The organism is Aequorivita marina (assembly GCF_031631895.2).
GTDB classification, from domain to species: domain Bacteria; phylum Bacteroidota; class Bacteroidia; order Flavobacteriales; family Flavobacteriaceae; genus Aequorivita; species Aequorivita marina.
The window spans coordinates 1-20,526 of record NZ_JAVMBW020000022.1 but is presented as its reverse complement, the minus strand read 5'-3'; the positions used below and the strand labels follow the sequence as shown (position 1 = coordinate 20,526).

Annotated in this window: 21 protein-coding genes; 13 read left to right on the top strand and 8 right to left on the bottom strand. The window is 37.4% G+C overall.

Translation table 11 applies throughout. The annotated features are described in order from the left end of the window. Positions 1–233 precede the first annotated feature (233 nt). A complete protein-coding gene (locus QPK98_RS15410; RefSeq protein ID WP_310994369.1) occupies positions 234–419 on the bottom strand; it encodes a CsbD family protein in 186 nt (61 codons plus the stop codon). 155 nt (positions 420–574) lie between these two features. On the opposite strand from QPK98_RS15410, the gene QPK98_RS15405 reads away from it, so the two are divergent. The 5 genes from QPK98_RS15405 to QPK98_RS15385 all read left to right on the top strand — a co-directional run bounded on the left by QPK98_RS15405 (position 575) and on the right by QPK98_RS15385 (position 5,913). Further along, positions 575–1,132 carry a SixA phosphatase family protein gene (locus tag QPK98_RS15405; protein WP_310994367.1) on the top strand — a complete coding sequence of 186 codons (558 nt, stop codon included), beginning with the start codon at positions 575–577 and terminating at the stop codon, positions 1,130–1,132. A 124-nt stretch (positions 1,133–1,256) separates the two neighbouring features. Then, positions 1,257–1,724 carry an SsrA-binding protein SmpB gene (gene smpB / locus QPK98_RS15400; protein WP_310994365.1) on the top strand — a complete coding sequence of 156 codons (468 nt, stop codon included), beginning with the start codon at positions 1,257–1,259 and terminating at the stop codon, positions 1,722–1,724. A gap of 206 nt (positions 1,725–1,930) precedes the next feature. Continuing rightward, complete coding sequence (locus QPK98_RS15395; RefSeq protein WP_310994363.1) at positions 1,931–4,411, top strand: DUF5686 and carboxypeptidase regulatory-like domain-containing protein; 2,481 nt, start codon at positions 1,931–1,933, stop codon at positions 4,409–4,411. A gap of 145 nt (positions 4,412–4,556) precedes the next feature. Next, positions 4,557–5,330, top strand: a complete 774-nt coding sequence (locus tag QPK98_RS15390; protein ID WP_310994362.1) for a dienelactone hydrolase family protein — start codon at positions 4,557–4,559, stop codon at positions 5,328–5,330. A 64-nt stretch (positions 5,331–5,394) separates the two neighbouring features. Next, positions 5,395–5,913, top strand: a complete 519-nt coding sequence (locus QPK98_RS15385) for a GNAT family N-acetyltransferase (protein WP_310994361.1) — start codon at positions 5,395–5,397, stop codon at positions 5,911–5,913. Here the strand turns inward: QPK98_RS15385 and QPK98_RS15380 are convergent. Beyond that, entirely contained in the window at positions 5,910–6,551 is a 642-nt protein-coding gene (locus QPK98_RS15380; protein WP_310994360.1) for a protein-L-isoaspartate(D-aspartate) O-methyltransferase, read from the bottom strand. The genes QPK98_RS15385 and QPK98_RS15380 overlap by 4 nt on opposite strands. A 364-nt stretch (positions 6,552–6,915) precedes the next feature. On the opposite strand from QPK98_RS15380, the gene QPK98_RS15375 reads away from it, so the two are divergent. From QPK98_RS15375 to miaA, 8 genes are all read left to right on the top strand, one after another. Further along, the gene (locus QPK98_RS15375; RefSeq protein WP_310994359.1) at positions 6,916–7,884 is read left to right on the top strand and encodes a Gfo/Idh/MocA family protein; all 969 of its coding nucleotides are present in this window, start codon (positions 6,916–6,918) and stop codon (positions 7,882–7,884) included. Continuing rightward, positions 7,885–8,550 (top strand): hypothetical protein, encoded by a 666-nt coding sequence (locus QPK98_RS15370; protein ID WP_310994358.1) that lies wholly within the window; start codon positions 7,885–7,887, stop codon positions 8,548–8,550. 2 nt (positions 8,551–8,552) lie between these two features. Beyond that, on the top strand, positions 8,553–9,440 hold the full coding sequence (locus QPK98_RS15365; RefSeq protein ID WP_310994357.1) for a 3-hydroxybutyryl-CoA dehydrogenase: 888 nt from the start codon (positions 8,553–8,555) through the stop codon (positions 9,438–9,440). A 143-nt stretch (positions 9,441–9,583) separates the two neighbouring features. Further along, positions 9,584–10,822, top strand: coding sequence for a DUF1015 domain-containing protein (locus QPK98_RS15360; protein ID WP_310994356.1), 1,239 nt, complete (start codon positions 9,584–9,586; stop codon positions 10,820–10,822). A 35-nt stretch (positions 10,823–10,857) separates the two neighbouring features. After that, positions 10,858–11,505: a YggS family pyridoxal phosphate-dependent enzyme gene (locus QPK98_RS15355; RefSeq protein ID WP_310994371.1), complete on the top strand. Its 648-nt coding sequence runs from the start codon at positions 10,858–10,860 to the stop codon at positions 11,503–11,505. Between the two features lie 57 nt (positions 11,506–11,562). After that, positions 11,563–12,930 carry an exonuclease domain-containing protein gene (locus QPK98_RS15350; RefSeq protein WP_310994355.1) on the top strand — a complete coding sequence of 456 codons (1,368 nt, stop codon included), beginning with the start codon at positions 11,563–11,565 and terminating at the stop codon, positions 12,928–12,930. A gap of 125 nt (positions 12,931–13,055) precedes the next feature. Then, entirely contained in the window at positions 13,056–13,838 is a 783-nt protein-coding gene (locus QPK98_RS15345; protein ID WP_310994370.1) for an ion transporter, read from the top strand. Beyond that, complete coding sequence (gene miaA / locus QPK98_RS15340; protein ID WP_310994354.1) at positions 13,835–14,752, top strand: tRNA (adenosine(37)-N6)-dimethylallyltransferase MiaA; 918 nt, start codon at positions 13,835–13,837, stop codon at positions 14,750–14,752. Before QPK98_RS15345 ends, miaA begins: the two co-directional genes overlap by 4 nt. 34 nt (positions 14,753–14,786) lie before the next feature. On the opposite strand, the gene QPK98_RS15335 is transcribed toward miaA, so the two are convergent. From QPK98_RS15335 to QPK98_RS15310, 6 genes are all read right to left on the bottom strand, one after another. After that, complete coding sequence (locus tag QPK98_RS15335) at positions 14,787–15,506, bottom strand: response regulator transcription factor (RefSeq protein WP_310994353.1); 720 nt, start codon at positions 15,504–15,506, stop codon at positions 14,787–14,789. A 4-nt stretch (positions 15,507–15,510) separates the two neighbouring features. Beyond that, positions 15,511–17,070, bottom strand: coding sequence for a sensor histidine kinase (locus tag QPK98_RS15330; RefSeq protein WP_310994351.1), 1,560 nt, complete (start codon positions 17,068–17,070; stop codon positions 15,511–15,513). Between the two features lie 85 nt (positions 17,071–17,155). Next, positions 17,156–17,731 carry a dephospho-CoA kinase gene (gene coaE, locus QPK98_RS15325; RefSeq protein ID WP_310994349.1) on the bottom strand — a complete coding sequence of 192 codons (576 nt, stop codon included), beginning with the start codon at positions 17,729–17,731 and terminating at the stop codon, positions 17,156–17,158. A 9-nt stretch (positions 17,732–17,740) separates the two neighbouring features. After that, a complete protein-coding gene (locus QPK98_RS15320; RefSeq protein ID WP_310994348.1) occupies positions 17,741–18,691 on the bottom strand; it encodes a CdaR family protein in 951 nt (316 codons plus the stop codon). Positions 18,692–18,717: 26 nt separating this feature from the next. Next, a complete protein-coding gene (locus QPK98_RS15315; protein ID WP_310994347.1) occupies positions 18,718–19,719 on the bottom strand; it encodes a glycosyltransferase family 2 protein in 1,002 nt (333 codons plus the stop codon). A 270-nt stretch (positions 19,720–19,989) separates the two neighbouring features. Then, positions 19,990–20,526: T9SS type A sorting domain-containing protein (locus QPK98_RS15310; RefSeq protein ID WP_310994345.1), on the bottom strand; the 537-nt coding region annotated here is incomplete at its 5' end.

Genomic DNA, 20,526 nt, shown 5'->3' with positions numbered 1-20,526 from the left:
AAAATTGATTAAACATACTTTTTAATTGATAAATTTTGATGCTAAGTATAATAGCATGCTGTCATTAAATAAAAAATATTCTAATTGCCTATTATCTGTGACTCAACAAATTCTCTCACTCTTTTAATCGGACACTAATGATTTTTAATCAAAAAAAGCCCATCAAAATTTTAGCGTATAAAATTTTGATGGGCTTAGCTTCAAATAAAGTGGTACTTAAAGTTTAGCTGAAATTACCACTTGTCAATTTGCTCTTTTAATTCCTCTTTGGTCTTTCCTGTTTTTTCTTGAAGACGCCCAAGCAATTCATCAGACTTACCTTCCGCGTATTGCAAATCGTCATCGGTAAGATCTGCATATTCTTGTTTGAACTTTCCTTTTATTTGATTCCATTTTCCTTTAAACTGATCTTCATTCATAGCTTTTAGTTTTAAGTTAAATTAAATTATCATTTACAGGAATAAATATACATTCATATTATCTAAATATATTATAATGAAATATTAAAGATTTCCCGGTATTCGTTATAACTTTGCTAAGAAACCTTAAATAGTGTTACTTTAACTGTTTACCAATGAAGCATATCCTTATAATCCTAGCGCTATTACCATTTTTCACTTTCTGTGGCGAGAAAAAGAATAAAGACCAGGAAGAAAACAGCATTTCCAATACTAGCAACGAAGCTTCAGCCCAAACTAATAGCACTACCTATTATCTAATTCGTCATGCCGAAAAAACACGAACCGATCCAGAAAATCAGGACCCTAGGCTTACCACCAAGGGCATACGACGTGCAAAAGGTTGGGCCAAGCATTTTGATTCTATAGCATTAGACGAAATTTACACCACCAGCTATCTTCGCACAATACAGACCGTATCGGTTATCGCTAAGCAGAAAAACATCTCCCCAAAACATTACGAGCCACATACTCTTTATTCGGAAGAATTTTTAAAAGAAACATATCACAAAAACGTTTTGATTGCAGGGCATAGCAATACAATTCCACATTTAGTCAATAAACTTATAGACGAAAAGAAGTTTAAAGACATGGACGATACCGACAATGCCACACTTTTTAAGGTAATATTCAACGACGACCAGAAAACAGCAACGACTCTTAGGGTAGATTAAAATTTTAGCATCCATAGATTTATGACTCTGTTTTCCTCATATTCTAAACGTCAAACCAATCTTTGCAGCATACGCGGCAAAAATTCATACCTAAAGCCTAAATAATTATACTACTTTTGTAGCTATGGCAATTCAAAAAAGCATAAAGATAAAGAATCGTAAAGCGCGATTTGAATATGAAATCCTCGATACTTATACCGCAGGTATTGTACTCCGTGGCACCGAAATAAAGGCTATTCGCGAAGGGAAAGCCTCCATTGCAGAGAGTTTTTGCGAATTCAACAATCACGAGCTTTTCGTAATAAACATGACCGTTCAGGAGTATAGCCATGCTACGCACTACAATCACAGTCCAAAAAGTGAACGCAAATTGCTTTTAAACCGCAGCGAGTTAAAAAAACTGGAAAAACAAGTAAAAAACTCTGGGTTAACTATTATTCCCCTGACACTATTCACCAATAAAAAAGGCTTGGCAAAGGTGGACATTGCCCTATGTCGTGGGAAAAAAGAATACGACAAGCGGGAGGCCATAAAAGAGCGTGATTCCAAAAAACAGTTAAGCCGTATTAAAAAAGCCTTTAACCAAGGCTAGCCCCATCCAATTCAAGAACCCTAAGGCGGGTTTGCTTTAAAAACACCCAAAATCCAATCATAGTATATCTTTAACAAATAGAAAGTCTTTTTATTAGTATTTTGCAGCTATAAGATCATTCCTTCTAAGCGCGGTGAACGGAGGATCTTACAGCATCAACTTATTTAACTAAAAGGACCAATCTGCGATAGGTTCAATACTTTTACATGCAGGCTAAACTATTACTTCTTTTTTTATTGCTATCCACAAGCATTTCTGCCCAGATAGTTGGGAAGGTAACCGACACCGACGGCGAACCCCTACCCTATGTAAATATTTATCTTCAGAAAAGCTATATAGGCACTACCACAAATGACGATGGCAACTACTCTTTAAATGTTTCGGAAAACGCCGAGGTTAAGGTTTCTTTTCAGTTTTTGGGATATAAAACGCTTACAAAAACCATCACGCCTACCTCCTTCCCATATATTTTAAACGTTTCACTTGAAGAAGAATCAACGAGCCTAGATGAAGTACTATTAAATACTTCTGAAGATCCTGCATACCGTATTATTAGGGCTACCATTGCACAACGAAAGGAAAACCTAGCCAGATTGAGCGAATACACCGCCGATTTCTATTCGCGCGGACTCTGGAAGGTGGAAAATGTTCCAGAAAAAATCATGGGCCAAGAAGTTGGCGATTTTGACGGGATGTTGGATTCTACGCGAACAGGTGTTATTTATCTCTCTGAAACCATTTCAGAGATCGCTTATCAAAAGCCCGATAAGTTTACCGAAAAAATAATTGCGAGTAAGGTTAGTGGCAACGACAACGGGTTCAGCTTTAACAGCGCTCAAAGTGCTAATATTTCATTTTATGAAAACACAATAGACTTGAACGCAGCCCTGGTATCGCCCATTGCCAACAATGCGCTTAACTATTACAATTATAAACTAGAAGGTGTATTTTACGAAGGCAACAAACTCATTAATAAAATAAAGGTAACTCCAAAGCGCCCTAATGATAGGGTTTGGCGAGGCTCTATTTATATCGTGGAAGATGATTGGCAACTTTACGGCACAGATCTTTCAGCAACCGGCGCAGCTATTCAGGTTCCCTTTGTGAGCAACATACAGGTAAAACAGAATTATAAACTAGACAATAAAAATGAGTACTGGATAAAGATTTCGCAAACCATAGACTTCGGCTTCGGGCTTCTTGGTATGGAAGGTGATGGCCGCTTTATAGCCGTGTATAGCAATTACGACTTTAAGCCAGTGTTCGGAAATAAAACCTTTACTAATGAAGTGCTTTCCTTTAAACCGGAAGCCAACAAAAAAGACAGTCTCTATTGGACCGGAAATCGCCCCGTGCCATTAACCAACGAAGAGTTAAAAGATTACATTAAAAAAGACAGCATTCAAGTATTGAGAAGCTCAAAACCTTATTTAGACTCCTTGGATGCTAAATCAAACACCCCCGGAATCCTTAGCTTACTTACAGGTTACACTTATAAAAACTCTTATGAAAAATGGTCGGTTGGATACGAAGGGCCTATCAGTAAAATAAATTTTAATACCGTACAAGGCTGGAATAGTAAAGCTGGATTAACTTATAATAAATGGTATGACGATAACCAGACCAATACCCTTAGCGCCGCAGTTAGGGCCAGTTACGGAGTTGCAGAAGACAGATTGCGGTTTACTGCCGGAATATTGAGAAACTTCAACTGGAAAGACAAGCTTAGACTTTCACTCTCTGGAGGAAGCAAAGTTGTCCAATTTAACGAATCTGAACCCATTTCAACTTTTATAAATACTTTTTCTACGCTTCTCTTTGAGCGAAACTATATGAAAATCTACGAACTAAACTATGGCCGCATCGGTTACAGTCAGGAGGTTTTTAATGGGCTTCACCTATATGCTTCTGCGGGATACGAAAACCGAAGCCCACTTTTTAACAACACAGACTACGTTACCATCCCCAATGATGGCACTAGCTACACCAGCAACAATCCAATAGCACCCAATGACTTCAACAATGCGGCAATTGCGGAACACAACATCGTTAAAACCAAGCTTCGTGCGCGTATCAACTTTGCGCAAAAATATTTTTCAAACCCAGATATGAAGTTTAATATTGGCGATAACAAATTTCCCGAGCTAAATATTTCGGTGGAAAATGGAGCCGGAATAACCAATTCTAGTTACGATTACACTCAGTTTGAAGCAAGTATAAACCAATCTATTTCACTCGCTAACAAAGGGCAGTTCTACTACAACCTAAAGGGTGGTACTTTTGCCAATGGCGAAGGAATCTCTTTTATTGATTACAAACACTTTAACGGAAATCAGACTCGAGTAGGTACTTCGGCCAACTACACCAATGTTTTTAATCTGATGCCGTATTATGCGTTCAGCACGAACAAGAGTTATTTTGAAGGGCATCTGGAACACGATTTCCGCGGCTGGATTCTAGGGAAAATCCCCGGTATTAATCAGCTAAACCTCAACTTAATTGCTGGCGCTCACTTTTTAAGTACAGAGGAACGCAAACCTTATTCCGAAGTTTCCATAGGTATTGATAATCTTGGCTTTGGGAAGTTTCGCTTGCTTCGTGTAGACTACGTTCGCTCATACTACCAAGGCGGCAATCACGGCGCATTCATTTTCGGGTTGAAGTTTTTAGACTTATTGGGTAATTAAAACTTCTAAATAAGCTGCCTAACAGGCATAGGTTTACAGAATTTAGTATTTTAGAGTGCAATAAACGGCTTGAGAACTTCATATACTTGATATAGCATAAACGCAAAAATGTATAGTCGTCATCTCTCAATCAATTTAAGCACCTATGAAAACTACTTTAAAACTACTACTTATACTTTCCCTCTTCACGGGCTGTATCCCCACGCAGAAAGTACCGAAAGATGCGAAAATGACCGACTTCTTCCATTTTGAAAAAGCGCAAGAATACGACGCTTCAAAATGGGCTGTATTTCTTCCCGGCACCGGTGGCTTACGAATTTTTAAGGACACCACACATTACTATAACGTAGCCAAAGAACTAAACTCCGAAGGTGTTTCCGTTTTATTAGTTGATAATGTTGCAGCCTATAAAGCTTCTAATAGAGATGCAGATGAAGAAGAACCTGCCCAAATTATTTGGACACTTAAGGAAGCTTTAAAATGGGCAAAACAGCAGCAATATATAGCCTCAGAATCTAACGGAAGTATTGTTGGATGGTCCAGAGCTGGATTAGGATTAATTCCCTTGGCAAACGATGCAATTCAACTCAAAAACCTACATATAAAATCAATTGCATTATTCTATCCCGCAAATGCTTATGAGGTTCAACTTAAACCAAAGGTTCCGGTGTTAGTTATGACAGGCGGGAAAGACCGAATTGTAAAAGTTGACGACATTTTAGAACATATGGTTACTGAAAACGTTACAATAAAAGTCTATGATGACGCCTATCACGGATATGATGTAGCGAGCCTAAAAAAAGGAAAGTACTTTAGATACATCCCTTTTATAAGCAAGAAGAAATACCTATTAAAATACAATGAAGCAGCCGCCAAAGAATCTATAGATGAATTGGTTAAGTTTATAAAAGCAAACTAAGCCCTTGGAGCTGCAATATGGTTATAAATCAGTCAATCACAGCGCAACAAAACCAACACTTATCATGGCAATACCTTTTCCATTCTTAAACACCAAACGCCTGTACCTGAGAGAGGTTGTAGCTTCAGACGCAGTGCAGATTCATTTTCTCCGTTCAGATAAAACAGTCAACAGATATATTAAAAGACCCCAGCCTCAAACTTTGGAAATAGCGACAGCACATATTCAAAAATTAACCGCTGCAATAAACGCAAACCAAGCTATAGCCTGGGGAATAATGCTTCAGGACTCCCCTACTTTAATTGGTACAATTGGCCTCCGAAATTTTTCAGCAGACAGAAAAACAGCAGAAGTGGGTTACGACCTAGATCCTATATTTCACCGTCAGGGAATTATGAGCGAAGCCCTAAAAGCCGTGTTAGATTTTGGCTTTACACATTACGGGCTTCAAACCATTATGGCGTTCACAGATTATCGGAATTCACCTTCCAAAAAGCTACTAAAACAGCATGGATTTATTCCAAGTTGCAACCTTACAGACCCTGACAACCAAGACAATGAAGTGTATCACTTAAACCGTTAGTTCTTGTCCTCTAGTAGCGGCACAAAACGAAATTCTCCATAGGTTTCCTTCTCGAATTCGGTTTCAGATTTGCGTAAAAACACCGTCATAATCTGTACATTTTCACCTACAGGAATCACTAATTTTCCACCAACTTTTAATTGCGCCAACAGATTTTTTGGCACATAAGGAGCGCCAGCGGTAACAATTATTCCATCAAAAGGTGCGTCATTTTCCAGCCCAATATAGCCATCGCCAAAGACCATTCGTTTTGGTTTATATCCTAGCTTTGGCAAAAAGGACTGTGTTTTTTTAAAAAGTTTATTTTGTCTTTCAATTGTGTAAAGCCTTGCCCCCATCTCTAAAAGCACTGCGGCTTGATATCCGCTCCCTGTTCCTATCTCCAGTATTTTATCGTCTTTTTTTACATCTAGAAGTTCGGTTTGTCTTGCAACAGTATAAGGCTGCGAAATAGTTTGATCCGCTTCAATAGGAAACGCCTTGTCAGCATATGCATGGTCAATAAATCCAGAATCCATAAAACGGTGGCGCGGGATCTTCCCTATTGCCATTAAAACGTTTTTATCTTCGATTCCCTTCTTCTTAAGAATCTCTACCAAATTCTTTCGCATGCCTTGATGGGTAAATGTATCTTTCACTTTAAAGTTTATTTTTTTCGGTTTATACCTCGACATCAATCCAGGTGGATGTTTAACTCTACAAAGTAACCAAATAAGACGAACAAGCTCCAACTTACCGCAATCTTATTTCAGTTAAAAAACGCATTCCAGATTGACCAAAAATTCATTTTTAAAAACAGTCATGGCAGCTACAGAACGAAACAACGCAGATATTGGGCGGTATTTTTTATTAATGCGAGGGACGCACTTCACCTACATTTGTCCTTTTATATGCTAGATCAAGGTGCAAAACGCCATTTTACATAAAGTTATAAATTTCTGAATCTATAAATCCTCAAACTTTTTCGCATAAAACCCTTACATTTGTAGAAAACAAAGAACAATGCTAAAAGCTGGAGTTCTGGGTGCAGGTCACTTAGGAAAAATACACTTAAAATTACTACAACAATCCTCAAAGTATGAACTTGTGGGTTTTTTTGATGCAGATAAAAATGCTTCGGAAGCCATAACGGCTGAGTTTGGATATAAGAGTTTTCCGTCTATGGAAGACCTTATAACTGCAAGCGAAATGGTAGTAGTGGTAACCCCAACCAGCAAGCATTATGAATGTGCCGAAAAAGTTATTAAAGCCGGAAGACATCTCTTTATTGAAAAACCAATAACGCAAAGCGTATCTGAGGCAGAAAAAATTCGCGATTTAGCAAAAGAATACAAAGTGCGCGGGCAGGTAGGCCAAGTAGAGCGGTTTAACCCAGCATTTCAGGCTATAAAAAGCAAAATAAGTAACCCAATGTTTATTGAAACACATAGACTCGCAGAGTTCAATCCGCGGGGAACAGATGTTTCTGTGGTGCTAGACTTAATGATTCACGATATAGACGCCATTTTAAGCGTAGTTAAAAGTGATGTAAAAGAGGTTAGCGCGAGCGGTGTTTCTGTAATTAGCGAAACGCCAGACATAGCCAACGCTCGCATAGAGTTTGAAAACGGATGCGTAGCCAACCTTACCGCTAGCCGTATTTCGCTAAAACGAATGCGCAAAGCACGTTTCTTTCAGCGAGATGCTTATATTTCGGTAGATTTTCTCGAGAAAGAATGTGAGGTGGTAAAAATGAAAGATGCGCCAAAGGATCCAGATGAATACGCAATGATTTTAACCAACGCCGAAGGTGTAAAAAAACAAATCTATTTTGAAAACCCAGAAATCGTGGCCAACAATGCCATTCTGGATGAACTGGAAAGCTTTTACGAAGCCATAAAAGCAGACCGCACTCCAGAAGTTTCTTTAAGGCAAGGCACCGAAGCGCTCCGTGTTGCTATGTTGATTATTGAAAACTTTAAGAAGATTTAGATGCTTAGAGTGTTTGCTTCCCTTTTAATTCTATTTTTTTCCAGTCAGATTTTTGCCCAAGTAAAGACCACTCAGGTAGATTTTATGGAGTTGGTGAATGAGTTAATCATCACGAAAAAAAATGACAGCAACCTTAAACAAGTTTGGTGGATTCCTAATGAATATTGGGATGCCGCGTTAAATGACACTAAGTATTCCAACCAGGAAATGCAACAGCAGTTAACAGCGGTTTTAGCCAACTATACCATCGTATCTGTTGTTGATATTAATATGACGCTTTACGCCGGTATGAGGAGTAACGAGATTGAAGTTAGCCTTACCAATGTAGCTGGAAAAACAGTCACTCCCATTAAACAAGAAGGTAACGAAGAAGTGTTTGAACTTTTAGAAATGATAAAGCCAACAATGAAAAGTATGTTAGGCCAGTTTGGCGAGAAAATGAACTTTTTTGCTTTTAAAAATATAGACAAGCATGGCAATCTTATTGCAGGACCGTACCAAAAAGGAGAACTAAAGATACACGTAAACAACGAAGATTTTATATATAAGCTTCCGCTGGCTGCCTTGGTTCAGAAAAAAATCTGCCCAACCGACAATGAAATGTTGAATGGCAATTGGGACTACTGCCCTTGGCACGGAAAAAAATTAATAAATAAAACTAAGTAAAAATGAAAAACACAGCTGTAATAGGCGCAGGAACAATGGGCAATGGAATAGCCCACACTTTCGCGCAATTTGATTATAAAGTAAACTTAATTGATATTTCGCAAGCATCGCTTGATAAAGGAATGGCTACCATCACCAAAAATTTGGACCGCATGGTGGCGAAGGAAAAAATTTCTGAAGAAGATAAAAAGCGTACATTAAACAACATTACAACCTTCACTAATTTGGAAGAAGGCGTTAAATCTGTTGGTTTGGTAGTGGAAGCTGCCACTGAAAATGTAGATCTAAAACTGAATATTTTCCGCGACTTAGACAAGTTTTGTGCTGAAGAAACCATTTTAGCCAGCAACACCTCATCCATTTCTATTACAAAGATAGCCTCGGTTACCAACCGACCGGAAAAAGTGATTGGCATGCATTTTATGAATCCTGTACCCATCATGAAATTGGTTGAAGTAATAAAAGGCTACAGTACTAGTGAAGCCACTTATAAAACCGTGGAAGAGCTTTCAACAAAGCTCAACAAGGTGCCTGTGGAAGCAAATGACTACCCAGGTTTTGTCGCAAACCGTATTCTTATGCCCATGATAAACGAGGCCGTAGAAACACTTTACAACGGGGTTGCAGGCGTTAAAGAGATTGACACCGTGATGAAGCTAGGGATGGCGCACCCAATGGGTCCTTTAGCCCTAGCCGATTTTATTGGTCTAGACGTTTGTCTTTCTATCTTAAATGTAATGTATGAAGGCTTTAAAAATCCAAAATACGCGCCATGCCCATTATTGGTAAACATGGTAATGGCCGGAAAGCTTGGAGCCAAAAGTGGAGAGGGCTTTTACGATTACAGTGAAAACAGGAAGGCAGCGGTTGTATCGGCACAATTTGCCTAATGCAATTCTTTTAAGCCTAGCCGAAGCTTAGAAAAGTGAAAAGTTCACAAAAAATGCGTTTAGGCGAATTGATTCGTGAGGCTTTTCTATGCTTGGCTGGTTTTTAAATGAACGGGCTTTTAAACCTTAAATAAACTATAAACTTGGCTAAGATAATTCCTTTTACGGCTGTGCGTCCTACGCGAGATAAAGCAAATTTACTTGCTGCACGCTCTTATGAAAGCTATACCGCAGCACAGGTAGAATCGCGCTTACGGGACAATCCGTTTTCGTTTTTGCACATTGTAAATCCGGGGTATCGCTTTAACAAAGATATTTCGGGCGAAGAGCGTTATGGCTTGGTTAAAAACCGCTATCAAGAATTTAAGGAAGACGGTATTTTTATGCAAGACCCAAAACCTTCCTTTTACATTTACAAAATAGTAAATCGCGATGGCCTTGAGTTTAATGGTATTGTTGGCGCCGCAAGTGTTCAGGACTATAAGGACGATGTAATTAAAAAACACGAAGACACTTTAGAGTTCCGCGTTTCAATGTTAAAGAAATACATAAAAACTGTAGGTTTTAACGCCGAAGCCGTGCTTCTAACCTACCCTGACAATCCAAAGTTAAAGTCGGTTATTGCCAAGGTAATGCAAAACAGGCCAGAATACGAGTTTACGACCACCTACAGAGACACTCATTATTTATGGAATGTGGACGATGAAGCACTTCTAACAGAAATACAAGATGTTTTTAAAACAATCCCCGCTTTGTATATTGCCGATGGCCATCATCGATCGGCCTCCTCTTATTTATTGGCGGAAGATTTAAAAAATCAAGATCCAGAATACAACGGAACTGAAGCCTATAATTATTTTATGAGCTATTTGATTCCAGAAAGCGACTTAAAGATATATGAATTCAATCGCTTAATAAAAGACCTCAACGGCTTAGAAAAAGAAGAGTTTTTAATACGTTTAGATGAGTATTACCGTATAGAAAACCGAGGAACGGATTATTATAAGCCTTCTAAAGTAAACCACTTTAGCATGTATTTGGATGGCGAATTTTACTCGCTACACCTTAGAAAGAGCAAGTATAAAATTACAAATGCATTAGACGCTCTAGATACACATATTTTGTATGTTACAATTTTAAAACCACTTTTGGGTATTGAGGACCTACGCAACGACCAGCGCATAGAATATTCGCACGGTAAAAAAGATTTGGCCTATGTAAAAACCGTTGTAGATTCAGGAGCCTTTGCTGTAGGCTTTGGGTTATTGCCTGTAACTACAGAGGAAATGAGACATATTGCCGATCAAGGTTTAAAAATGCCTCCAAAAAGCACCTATATTGAGCCAAAACTGCGAAGCGGAGTTACGGTTTATGAGTTTTGACAAAATGGAAAGATGAAGGAAAAAAGAAGATAGATATGATTTCAGATAATTTAGATAAATTTAAAAGCGAATTACCAGATGATGTTACACTAGTGGCGGTTTCTAAAACCAAACCCGTTTCCGAAATAATGGAAGCCTACAATGCCGGGCATCGTATTTTTGGAGAAAACAAAGTACAGGAATTGGAGGCCAAATGGCAAGAAATGCCAAAGGACATCCAATGGCACATGATTGGGCATGTACAGCGCAACAAGGTAAAGTACATGGCGCCTTTTGTAAGCATGATACACGCCGTTGACAGCCCAAGACTATTGAAAGAAATAAACAAACAGGCAAAAAAGAACGATCGCGTTATAGATTGTCTGCTTCAGATTAAAATAGCAGCTGAAGACAGTAAGTTTGGCATGGACAAAGCAGACGCCGAAGCTCTTCTTGCTTCAGAAAATGTAAAAAACTATGAAAACATAAAAATAATCGGCTTGATGGGAATGGCAACATTCACCGAAGACGAAAAACAGGTTTCAGAAGAATTTCAGAAGTTAAAAAACATTTTCGATAAATTTAAAGCTCAGCATTCCACATTTAAAATTTTAAGTATGGGCATGAGCGGCGATTATAAAATTGCTTTAAAAAACGGAAGTAATATGGTTCGAGTTGGGAGCGCAATTTTTGGGGCTAGATAAATTTAAAACCCGCTAACCACCATATTCAATTAACAAATAATACAATAACTTTTACAAGTGTACGCAATTTTAGATATAGAGACTACGGGCGGAAAGTACAATGAGGAAGGAATCACCGAAATTGCCATTTACAGGTTTGATGGTCATGAAATTGTAGATCAGTTTTCAAGCCTAGTAAACCCAGAAAGACCAATCCAACCCTTTGTAGTAAAACTCACGGGCATTAACAATAAAATGCTGCAGCAAGCCCCAAAATTTTACGAGGTGGCAAAGCGAATTATAGAAATTACAGAAGGTTGCATACTCGTTGCACACAACGCACTTTTTGACAATAGAATTCTCACTACAGAGTTTGATCGTTTGGGCTATCAATTTCAAAAAGAAACCCTCTGCACGGTAGAGCTATCCAAGAAGTTAATTCCGGACATGCCTTCGTATAGCTTGGGGAAACTGGTGAGGTATTTAGGAATTCCATTAACCGATAGGCACCGAGCACAAGGCGATGCAAAAGCTACAGTAGCACTTTTTAAACTACTGCTCGCCAAAGACACTTCAAAAAAAATAATTTCTGAAACGCTACGATTAGAGCCTAAAAAACAATTAAAACCCAGGCTATTGGATATTATCAAAGATACTCCCTCTGAAACTGGCGTTTATTATATGCGTAACAATGCCGGAAAGATTATCTATATTGGCAAGAACAAGAATATTAAGAAAAGATTGACCCAGCACTTTACCAGCAACAACAGAAAATCTAAAAAAATACAGCTTGAAGTAAAGTCTGTTTCTTTTGAAAAAACAGGTAATGAGTTAATCGCCCTCTTAAAGGAATATGAAGAATTAAAACTAAACAAACCTATTTACAATAAAGTACAACGAAAGCCTAGCTTTACACATCAACTTGCTTGTTTTGTGAATGAAGATGGTTACAAGAGTTTTAAAATAGAAAAAGCCGATCGGCGCAAAAAAGCAATTCTTACTTTTAGCAACTATCAGCAGGCAAAATCGATGCTTTCAGAAATAACTGAAACCTATCATTTATGCCAAAAGCTAACTGGTATTTTTGACTCGACAGCACAATGCTGTAAACATAATGCGAAAAACTGTTCAGGTGCCTGCGCCAGGGAGGAATTGGCCATGGATTACAATAAACGAGTGAATGCTTTTATGGAAGAGCACAGTTATGAAAACCAAAACATATTGCTTATAGATAGAGGCCGCGATATTGACGAACGCTCGGTAATTTTAATAGAAAACGGTATCTATAAAGGCTATGGTTTTTACAATTTAAACCATCAAATTAACAATCCAGAGATTTTAAAAACAATCATTAACCCCATGCAGAACAATCGCGATGTACAGCATATTTTGCATAACTACCTTAGAAGACGTAAAGTGCTTAAAACGCTTAAACTACCAAGTTAGCGTATTATTTAAGGAAAGTTGTTTATTTTAGACAATAAAAAAACTCGCATTTGACACCCAAACCACCCCATAAAATTTCTTGGCGTCGAAAACTTCATGATATCATTTATGAGGCCGACACCCCAATGGGAAGGCTTTTTGATATAATTCTGCTCATTTTAATTTTAGTGAGTGTTATTATTGTTATGCTTGAAAGCGTAAAATCTATTGATATAAAATACCATCAATTATTTTATGTTATTGAATGGATCATTACCATCTTTTTTACAATTGAATACATTGCACGGATTGTTACCGTAAAAAAACCAAAAGAGTATATTTTTAGCTTTTATGGCGTTATTGATTTACTCTCTACAATTCCGCTTTATCTATCTTTTATTGTTGTTGGAAGTACTTACTTACTTACTGTTCGTGCGCTTCGATTACTACGTGTGTTTAGAATTTTAAAAGTAACACGTTACGTAGGGGAAGGAAATAAACTCCGAAAGGCTCTTATTGAAAGTAGGGCAAAAATATTCATTTTTATTTTCGCTGTACTCATTGTCGCCATCATTGCAGGTACCTTAATGTATTTAATTGAAGGCGAAGAAAGCGGCTTTAAAAGTATTCCTGTAAGTGTTTATTGGTGTATTGTTACCCTTACTACGGTAGGTTTTGGCGATATTGCTCCCGTTACGCCTGCGGGTCAGTTTTTGGCAACCTTAATTATGATTTTAGGTTATGGGGTTATCGCAGTACCAACAGGTATCGTTAGCGCGCAATACGTAAAAAAGGATGGGAAAGATTTTGTGCATGTTAACACCCAGTATTGTAGCAATTGTGGCGCAAAAAAACACCGAGACGATGCTGAATTTTGTTATAGATGCGGCACAGAACTTCATCCGCCAGAAAATTACGAAGCTTCATGAATTCTAAAACACCCACGCTTATTTGTGTGGTTGGCCCTACCGCTATAGGGAAAACTGCACTTGCTATTAAATTAGCAAATGCTTTTTCTTCTGAAATAATTTCGGCCGATTCACGACAGTTTTATAAAGAAATGAACATCGGAACCGCTGTGCCTTCTCAAGATGAACTGAATGCTGCCAAGCACCACTTTATACAAAATATTAGTGTGTTTCAGAATTATTCGGTAGGTGATTTTGAGACTGATGCCTTAACATGCCTAGAAAGTATATTTCAAAGAAATTCCGTTTGCATTATGGTTGGTGGTTCTGGGCTATATGTTGATGCTGTTGTAAAGGGCTTAGACAAGTTCCCAAAGGTTTCGCCACACATTAGGGAAGCCTTGAATGCAGAGGTTGCGGAAAATGGCATTGAAGCCCTTCAAAGAGAGCTAAAAGAGAAAGACCCCATATATTTTGAGAAAGTTGATATTCACAACCCCCATAGGTTGGTGCGTGCCTTAGAAATTTGTCGCGGTACGGGAAAACCATATTCGTCCTTTTTAAATAAGGAATCGGACAAACGAAGTTTTAAGACTATTTTTATTGGTTTAACTGCTGAAAGAGCAATTATATACAATCGTATTAACGAACGCGTGGATCAAATGATTGCAAATGGATTACTGGAGGAAGCCAAAAATTTGTACCCACATAAGGCCTTAAACGCTCTTCAGACCGTTGGCTACCGAGAACTGTTTAATTATTTTGACGGTATGATTACCAAGGAAGAGGCCATTGCAGAAATAAAAAAGAATACGCGTAGGTTTTCTAAGCGGCAGAATACCTGGTTTAAGAAAAATGAGGACATCCATTGGTTTGACTATCAGACCAACTTTGAAGCAATAGTTGGTTTTATAAAAGAAAAAAACGCCCTTTAGAAGCGTTTTTTTACACTTATCTTAATATATAAGATTAATTATCAACTTCGTCTTTTACAACTAAGCGGAAGCCTTCGCCATGAATATTGATAATTTCAACACCGTCGTCTTTACTCAGGTATTTACGTAGTTTAGCAATATAAACGTCCATACTTCTAGAAGTAAAATAATTATCGTCTCTCCAAATTTTCGTTAGCGCAAGTTCTCTTGGCATCAAATCGTTTTTATGAAGTGCCAATAGTCGCAACAACTCATTTTCTTTTGGTGAAAGTTTAATTGGGGGTGTTTCATTATTATAGGTTAAGAAACGAAGTTTTGAATTTAAGTGAAAATCACCCATTTCAAATTCAAATTGTTTGCTATCTGCAATAGAATCGGTTGCTTTCCTCTGGATAATGGCCTTAATTTTCATCAATAACACCTCACTATCAAAAGGTTTGTTCAAGTAGTCATCTGCCCCAACTTTATAACCTTTAAGCACGTCTTCTTTCATTGCTTTGGCTGTTAAGAAGATGATAGGCACGTCTTCGTTTTTCTCGCGAATTTCTTTAGCAAGTGTAAACCCATCTTTATAAGGCATCATTACATCGAGAATACAAAGATCAAAGTCGTCTTTTTTAAATTTCTCGAAACCTTCCATTCCATTTTTTGCATGTGTAACGTTATAATCGTTCATAGCAAGATAGTCTTTCAGTACCGTCCCAAAGTTCGGGTCGTCTTCAACAAGAAGGATTTTTTTGTTTTCTGTTTCCATAATTTTAAGATATTAAGTGTAGTTTTAGTATAAATGTGCTGCCTTTTCCTTTGTCGCTTTCTACATAGATCTCGGCATCGTGATCGTCCAAAATTCGCTTTACATAAGCTAGGCCAAGGCCATGACCTTTCACGTTGTGAATATCACCCGTGTGTTCTCTATAAAATTTTTCAAATATTTTTTTCTGAACAGGTTTGCTCATACCCATTCCTTGATCTCTTATTTTCAAAATAACGCTATTCTTCCCGTTTTCTGAATAAATATCTATTTTAGGCTCATCGTCAGAGTATTTTACGGCATTGTCTAAAAGGTTAACGATTACATTTGTTAAATGCGATTCATTGGCCAGAACAGCAGACTGTAATGCGCCATAATGCGTTTTAATATACCCGCCTCTATCTTCAACAATCAAGCTTACATGCGATATAGCTTCTTCAACAACTTTTTGTAAACTAACTCGTTCTTTTGGCAGATCAAGTTCATTTTTTTCAAGTTTTGAAATTCGAAGCACGTTTTCTACTTGGGCATGCATCCTTCTATTTTCATCCCTAATCATGCCTAAATACCGTTCTAAAAACTCCCGGTTATCTTTTACTTTCGGGTTTTTTAACGAGTCTAAAGCAAGGTTGATTGTCGCTATCGGTGTTTTAAACTCATGGGTCATGTTGTTGATAAAGTCCGTTTTTATCTGCGATATTTGGCGCTGCTTATAAATTTGTGAAATTGCACTGGAGTAAGCAAGTATAATTACTGCCGTAAAAACCAGAGATAATATTGCCATTCCCAAAATACTACTCAGTACAACCTTTTTCCGTTCTGAAAAATCTACATATAATTCATATCCACTCTTCTTTTCTCCGTCAAATAGCGGAACAATATAGGTGCTTTCATCATCGTACTTAAAGTTTTTTGAACGCACTTTTGTTTCAAGGTTATTGCTATAAACTGCAAATTCAAACTTAGACTTTAAACCTCTTTCTTTTAATTCCTTATTAATCAAGTTTGAAATATCGCTAACACTTACCCGTTTATAGATGGGTGTAAGCGCAGTGATATTGCTTACAAAGCTTTCAAATTGATTTTGCTCATAATCTTTAAGTCTTGAAAAGGACTCTACACGGGTTTCCGTCATTGTAGTTCCGTCAAGACCTTGTGAGATTTTAGTCTTGGTTTTTCTGTTTGTCAGTTTTTTAAATTGAATTGAATCGGCATCAGTATCAAAAAAACCTGCAGAAAGCTTATAATCCTGCTCTAAAATTCCGTCGGTAAAAATATAAGTTTCGTTCGTATTCTTATTTTGTATTTTATAAGCTAACTCGGTAAAAGTAGCATCATTAGGAACCTGAATACTATCAACATAAGGAAGGTAGAGTTTGTAATAGGCTTCAACCTCCCTATTTTTAATCTTTTTTGAGACTGATAACAGCGCTTGTTTTGCGTTAATAGTAAATTGATCGGCTTTGGTACGATACGCATTAGATATCCAATACCCCTGAACAAATACTATTCCCAACAATGAGAGGCTCATAAGAGCTATAAGCAATACGAATAGCTTTTTATTCATAACCCAAAAGTAAGATTTTAACATTTAGTCATTCCTCCATTTAACCAAAAGTTAACATAACAACACGTCAATGGTGTTATAGGGGTCAGCTAAGGGAGCGATGCAGGGCCTGCACAGTCTTTTGAGTAGTCTCTAAATCTATATTTTCTATAATAAAATCGGCTAGAACCTTCTTTTTTTCATCACTCCACTGATTGTTCATTCGTTGTTCAACTTCAGCAGCAGCTGTGTTATCGCGTTCCATGACTCTAGCAATACGTGTTTCTCTAGGTGCGGTTACAAGAATAACCTTATCAAACTTTTTATAGCTTCCATTTTCAAAAAGAATTGCCGCTTCTTGTATAACATAGGCCGAATTTTGTTGGGCAGCCCAAGCTTCAAAGTGTGCCCCCACTCTTGGGTGAATGATTTTATTCACAGCTTCCAACAAGGCTTTATCATTAAAAATTTTATCTGCTACATACTTCCGGTTTAAAACTCCTTCTAAATAAGCTTCTTCTCCCAAAAGTTCAGTTAGTTCTCGCCTAATTAATTTGGAAGAATTGGTAAGCTTCTTGGCTTCGATATCGGCTATATAAACCGGAACCCCCAATTCAGCAAACATTTTTGCCACTGTAGTTTTTCCACTTCCTATGCCTCCGGTTAAGCCAATTACTTTCATTGTTCTCTATTATTTGAAGATAAAAAAATCAACTTTTTTTGGCTCAAGCGTTAGGTTATAAACGTTTTTCGGCTTTTTTTCGAAAAAAGGCATCATAAAGTTCTCTTCTTTATTTCGTTTTGAATAATCGCAGACAAGCCTAAAGTCTTCTTTCATAATTTGGACAAAATCATCTACGGAAACATCAAAAGTAACTTGTAACGTTCTAGGTATTAGCTTAACTTCAATATTGGGTGGTAAGTTTATCACTTCAACAGGCAATATAAATTCACCTTGTGAAAATTCGGCAACTTTCAACTCAATTTTTACGGTTGTGGGTTTTATGGAAACTATTTCGGTATTCTCAGTAACAACGGAAACGGATTGTGAAATACTTTTTTCAACATTTTTAAGTGAAATAAGTTCAGTTTCTACAGTATGAATATCCCCCAAAACACCTGAAGGCCCCGAAACCGTTACAGAATCTGGAGTTACCTGCAAGCTGTCTAGCGCCTTAAAACCGACTTTATAATTTATAGCTGTTTTAGGAACCACTTTAACCTTTTTAAGTATAATTGGATCTAGGTTTACATAAAGCGAATCTATAGAAAGGTTATTTATTGCGAGGTTTCGGTTGAAGTTTGAGGACACCATTCGCATCAATTCAGATTTCCCTAGTTTAAAGCCATCGTGTTCACTTTCGTAAAATTTCCCTACCTGAACTGCTATTTTGGGTTTTTTAAACTTGTAAAAAAGAATTTCGAAGCCATTTGCAGTTAGATCAAAGGTGATTTCTTTTTTATTGCCCTCAGCCAATGCCGCAGTTTCAGGTATATTTTTATATTGAATTTCAGCCTTCATTTTAGAGGTAAACTCTTTACTGAATTTTGTTAAAATCCAAAATATAGTAGCTAGAAACAGAAAAAACAGCACACGTTTTGCTTTTACATTCTTGCCATTTTTAAAAAAACCTTTCACCATAATACGTATCTTGGATTGCAATAAAGTTACTTAAAAAATAAGGATGGAAATTGTTTCTGCGGATCTTTCTTTAGAAGTTTTATAAATATAGTAGATTTTAGAAATGCAAATCCGTATCCAAAAAACTGTACGAATACAGCCAAAATAGACAAGAAACCTATCCTCAGACTCTTGTTTTTAATGCTAGCATCAATCAGAATCAGTACAATATATATAAATAAAGGAATTAGGAAGGCTATATTCAGGAATATTGCAAGTATCAAGGACGCCAAAACAAAAAATATAAAGCAGGTTGGAAACCAGAATGTAATTTTAGATGCTGAAGGGTGCCATTTATTCAGAATAGGCCTAACAAGACCAAATTTTTTAACCTGGGTATGAAATTTTTGCCACGAAATTCGTCTTTTATGATACACATACGCATTGGGCAGAAATGTTGTGTTAAAGCCCGCTTTTAAAATACGTTGGGAGAGGTCGGGGTCTTCTCCAGGATGGATTTTAGAATAACCTCCCGTTTTCTGAAATGCTTCTTTTGAAATCCCCATGTTAAAGCTTCTAGGCTCAAAGCGATTAACACTGGCTTCACTTCCTCGTATTCCGCCCGTGGTTAAAAACGAGGTCATTGCATAATTAATTGCTTTCTGTAAGGGCGAAAAACTTTTATGAGCAGCATCTGCACCGCCAAAACAGTGGTAAAACTTGTTGTTGAGAAATGCATCAACTGTATTTAAGTAATGCGGAGGCAGTAAGCAGTCTGAGTCAAGGATTATAAAGTAATCACCTGCCGCTTTTTCCATACCATAGTTCCGCGAATCACCGGGACCAGAATTGGGTTTAAAATAATATGAAATGGAAAGCTTTTCAGCGTATTGATTCGCGATGGCTTCGGAGGTTACTGTGGAGCCATCCTCCACCAAAACAATTTCATAGTCTCTTTCAAACTCAAGGTTTACAAAACTCGCTAGGAGCTCTTTTACTTCTTGAGGGCGGTTATAAACCGGAATTATAAAAGAATATTTTCGCTGCATTCCGCAAAGTTAATCAAAGGATTGTTTTAACCTTAAAATTAACAGCAATTAAGTTCTCAATTAGCTCTTGTTGCTAATAGCATACATTTCCCAAAAAAAACAAATCCTCAATCCCTGTTAAAAACCCTTATTACATTTAGAAGTAAAGACATTGTTCTGGACACATTTAGCAGCACCAATCTAATAAATGGTCTATTAAACACGCAAAAAAGCCATTCACTTTCGTGAATGGCTTTTAAGCAATACCTATTTATATTTATATATAAAGGCTTAGTTTTTCAATACTCTATACGTACCTACTTGACCGGCTACAGAAACTTCCATAATGTAAGTTCCGGTTTTAAGCCCTGAGATATTAATCTCTGAAGTGGTTGCGTCAACATCAACATCCAGTACTTTCTGACCCAATAGGTTGTAGAAAGATACGGCGTCAATAGTATTAGCAGCACTCAAAGTAAGCGAACCTGATGTTGGGTTCGGGTAGAAATTAAACCCAGCCAACGTGTTATCAGCAACACTTAATGGAGAACATTCTCCTGAGAAGATATAACCTACCTCTCTAGTTGGTTCTGGTACACTCCAGAAACCATCAACAGCATTATACTGTGCCATTGGCTCGCCTTCTAGACCTTGACCATCTGTGTACAACCAGAAAACAGTTGCTTGATTGGTAGCTGTACCCATTTCTACTCCAATCCAATACGCAGTATCATTACTGGCATCACCTGCAAAGGTAAATGGAGTCAAATCAAGACTAGTATCAAATCTAAATGCGATAGGGTTAACCCATTCGCCTGAACTTAAGAT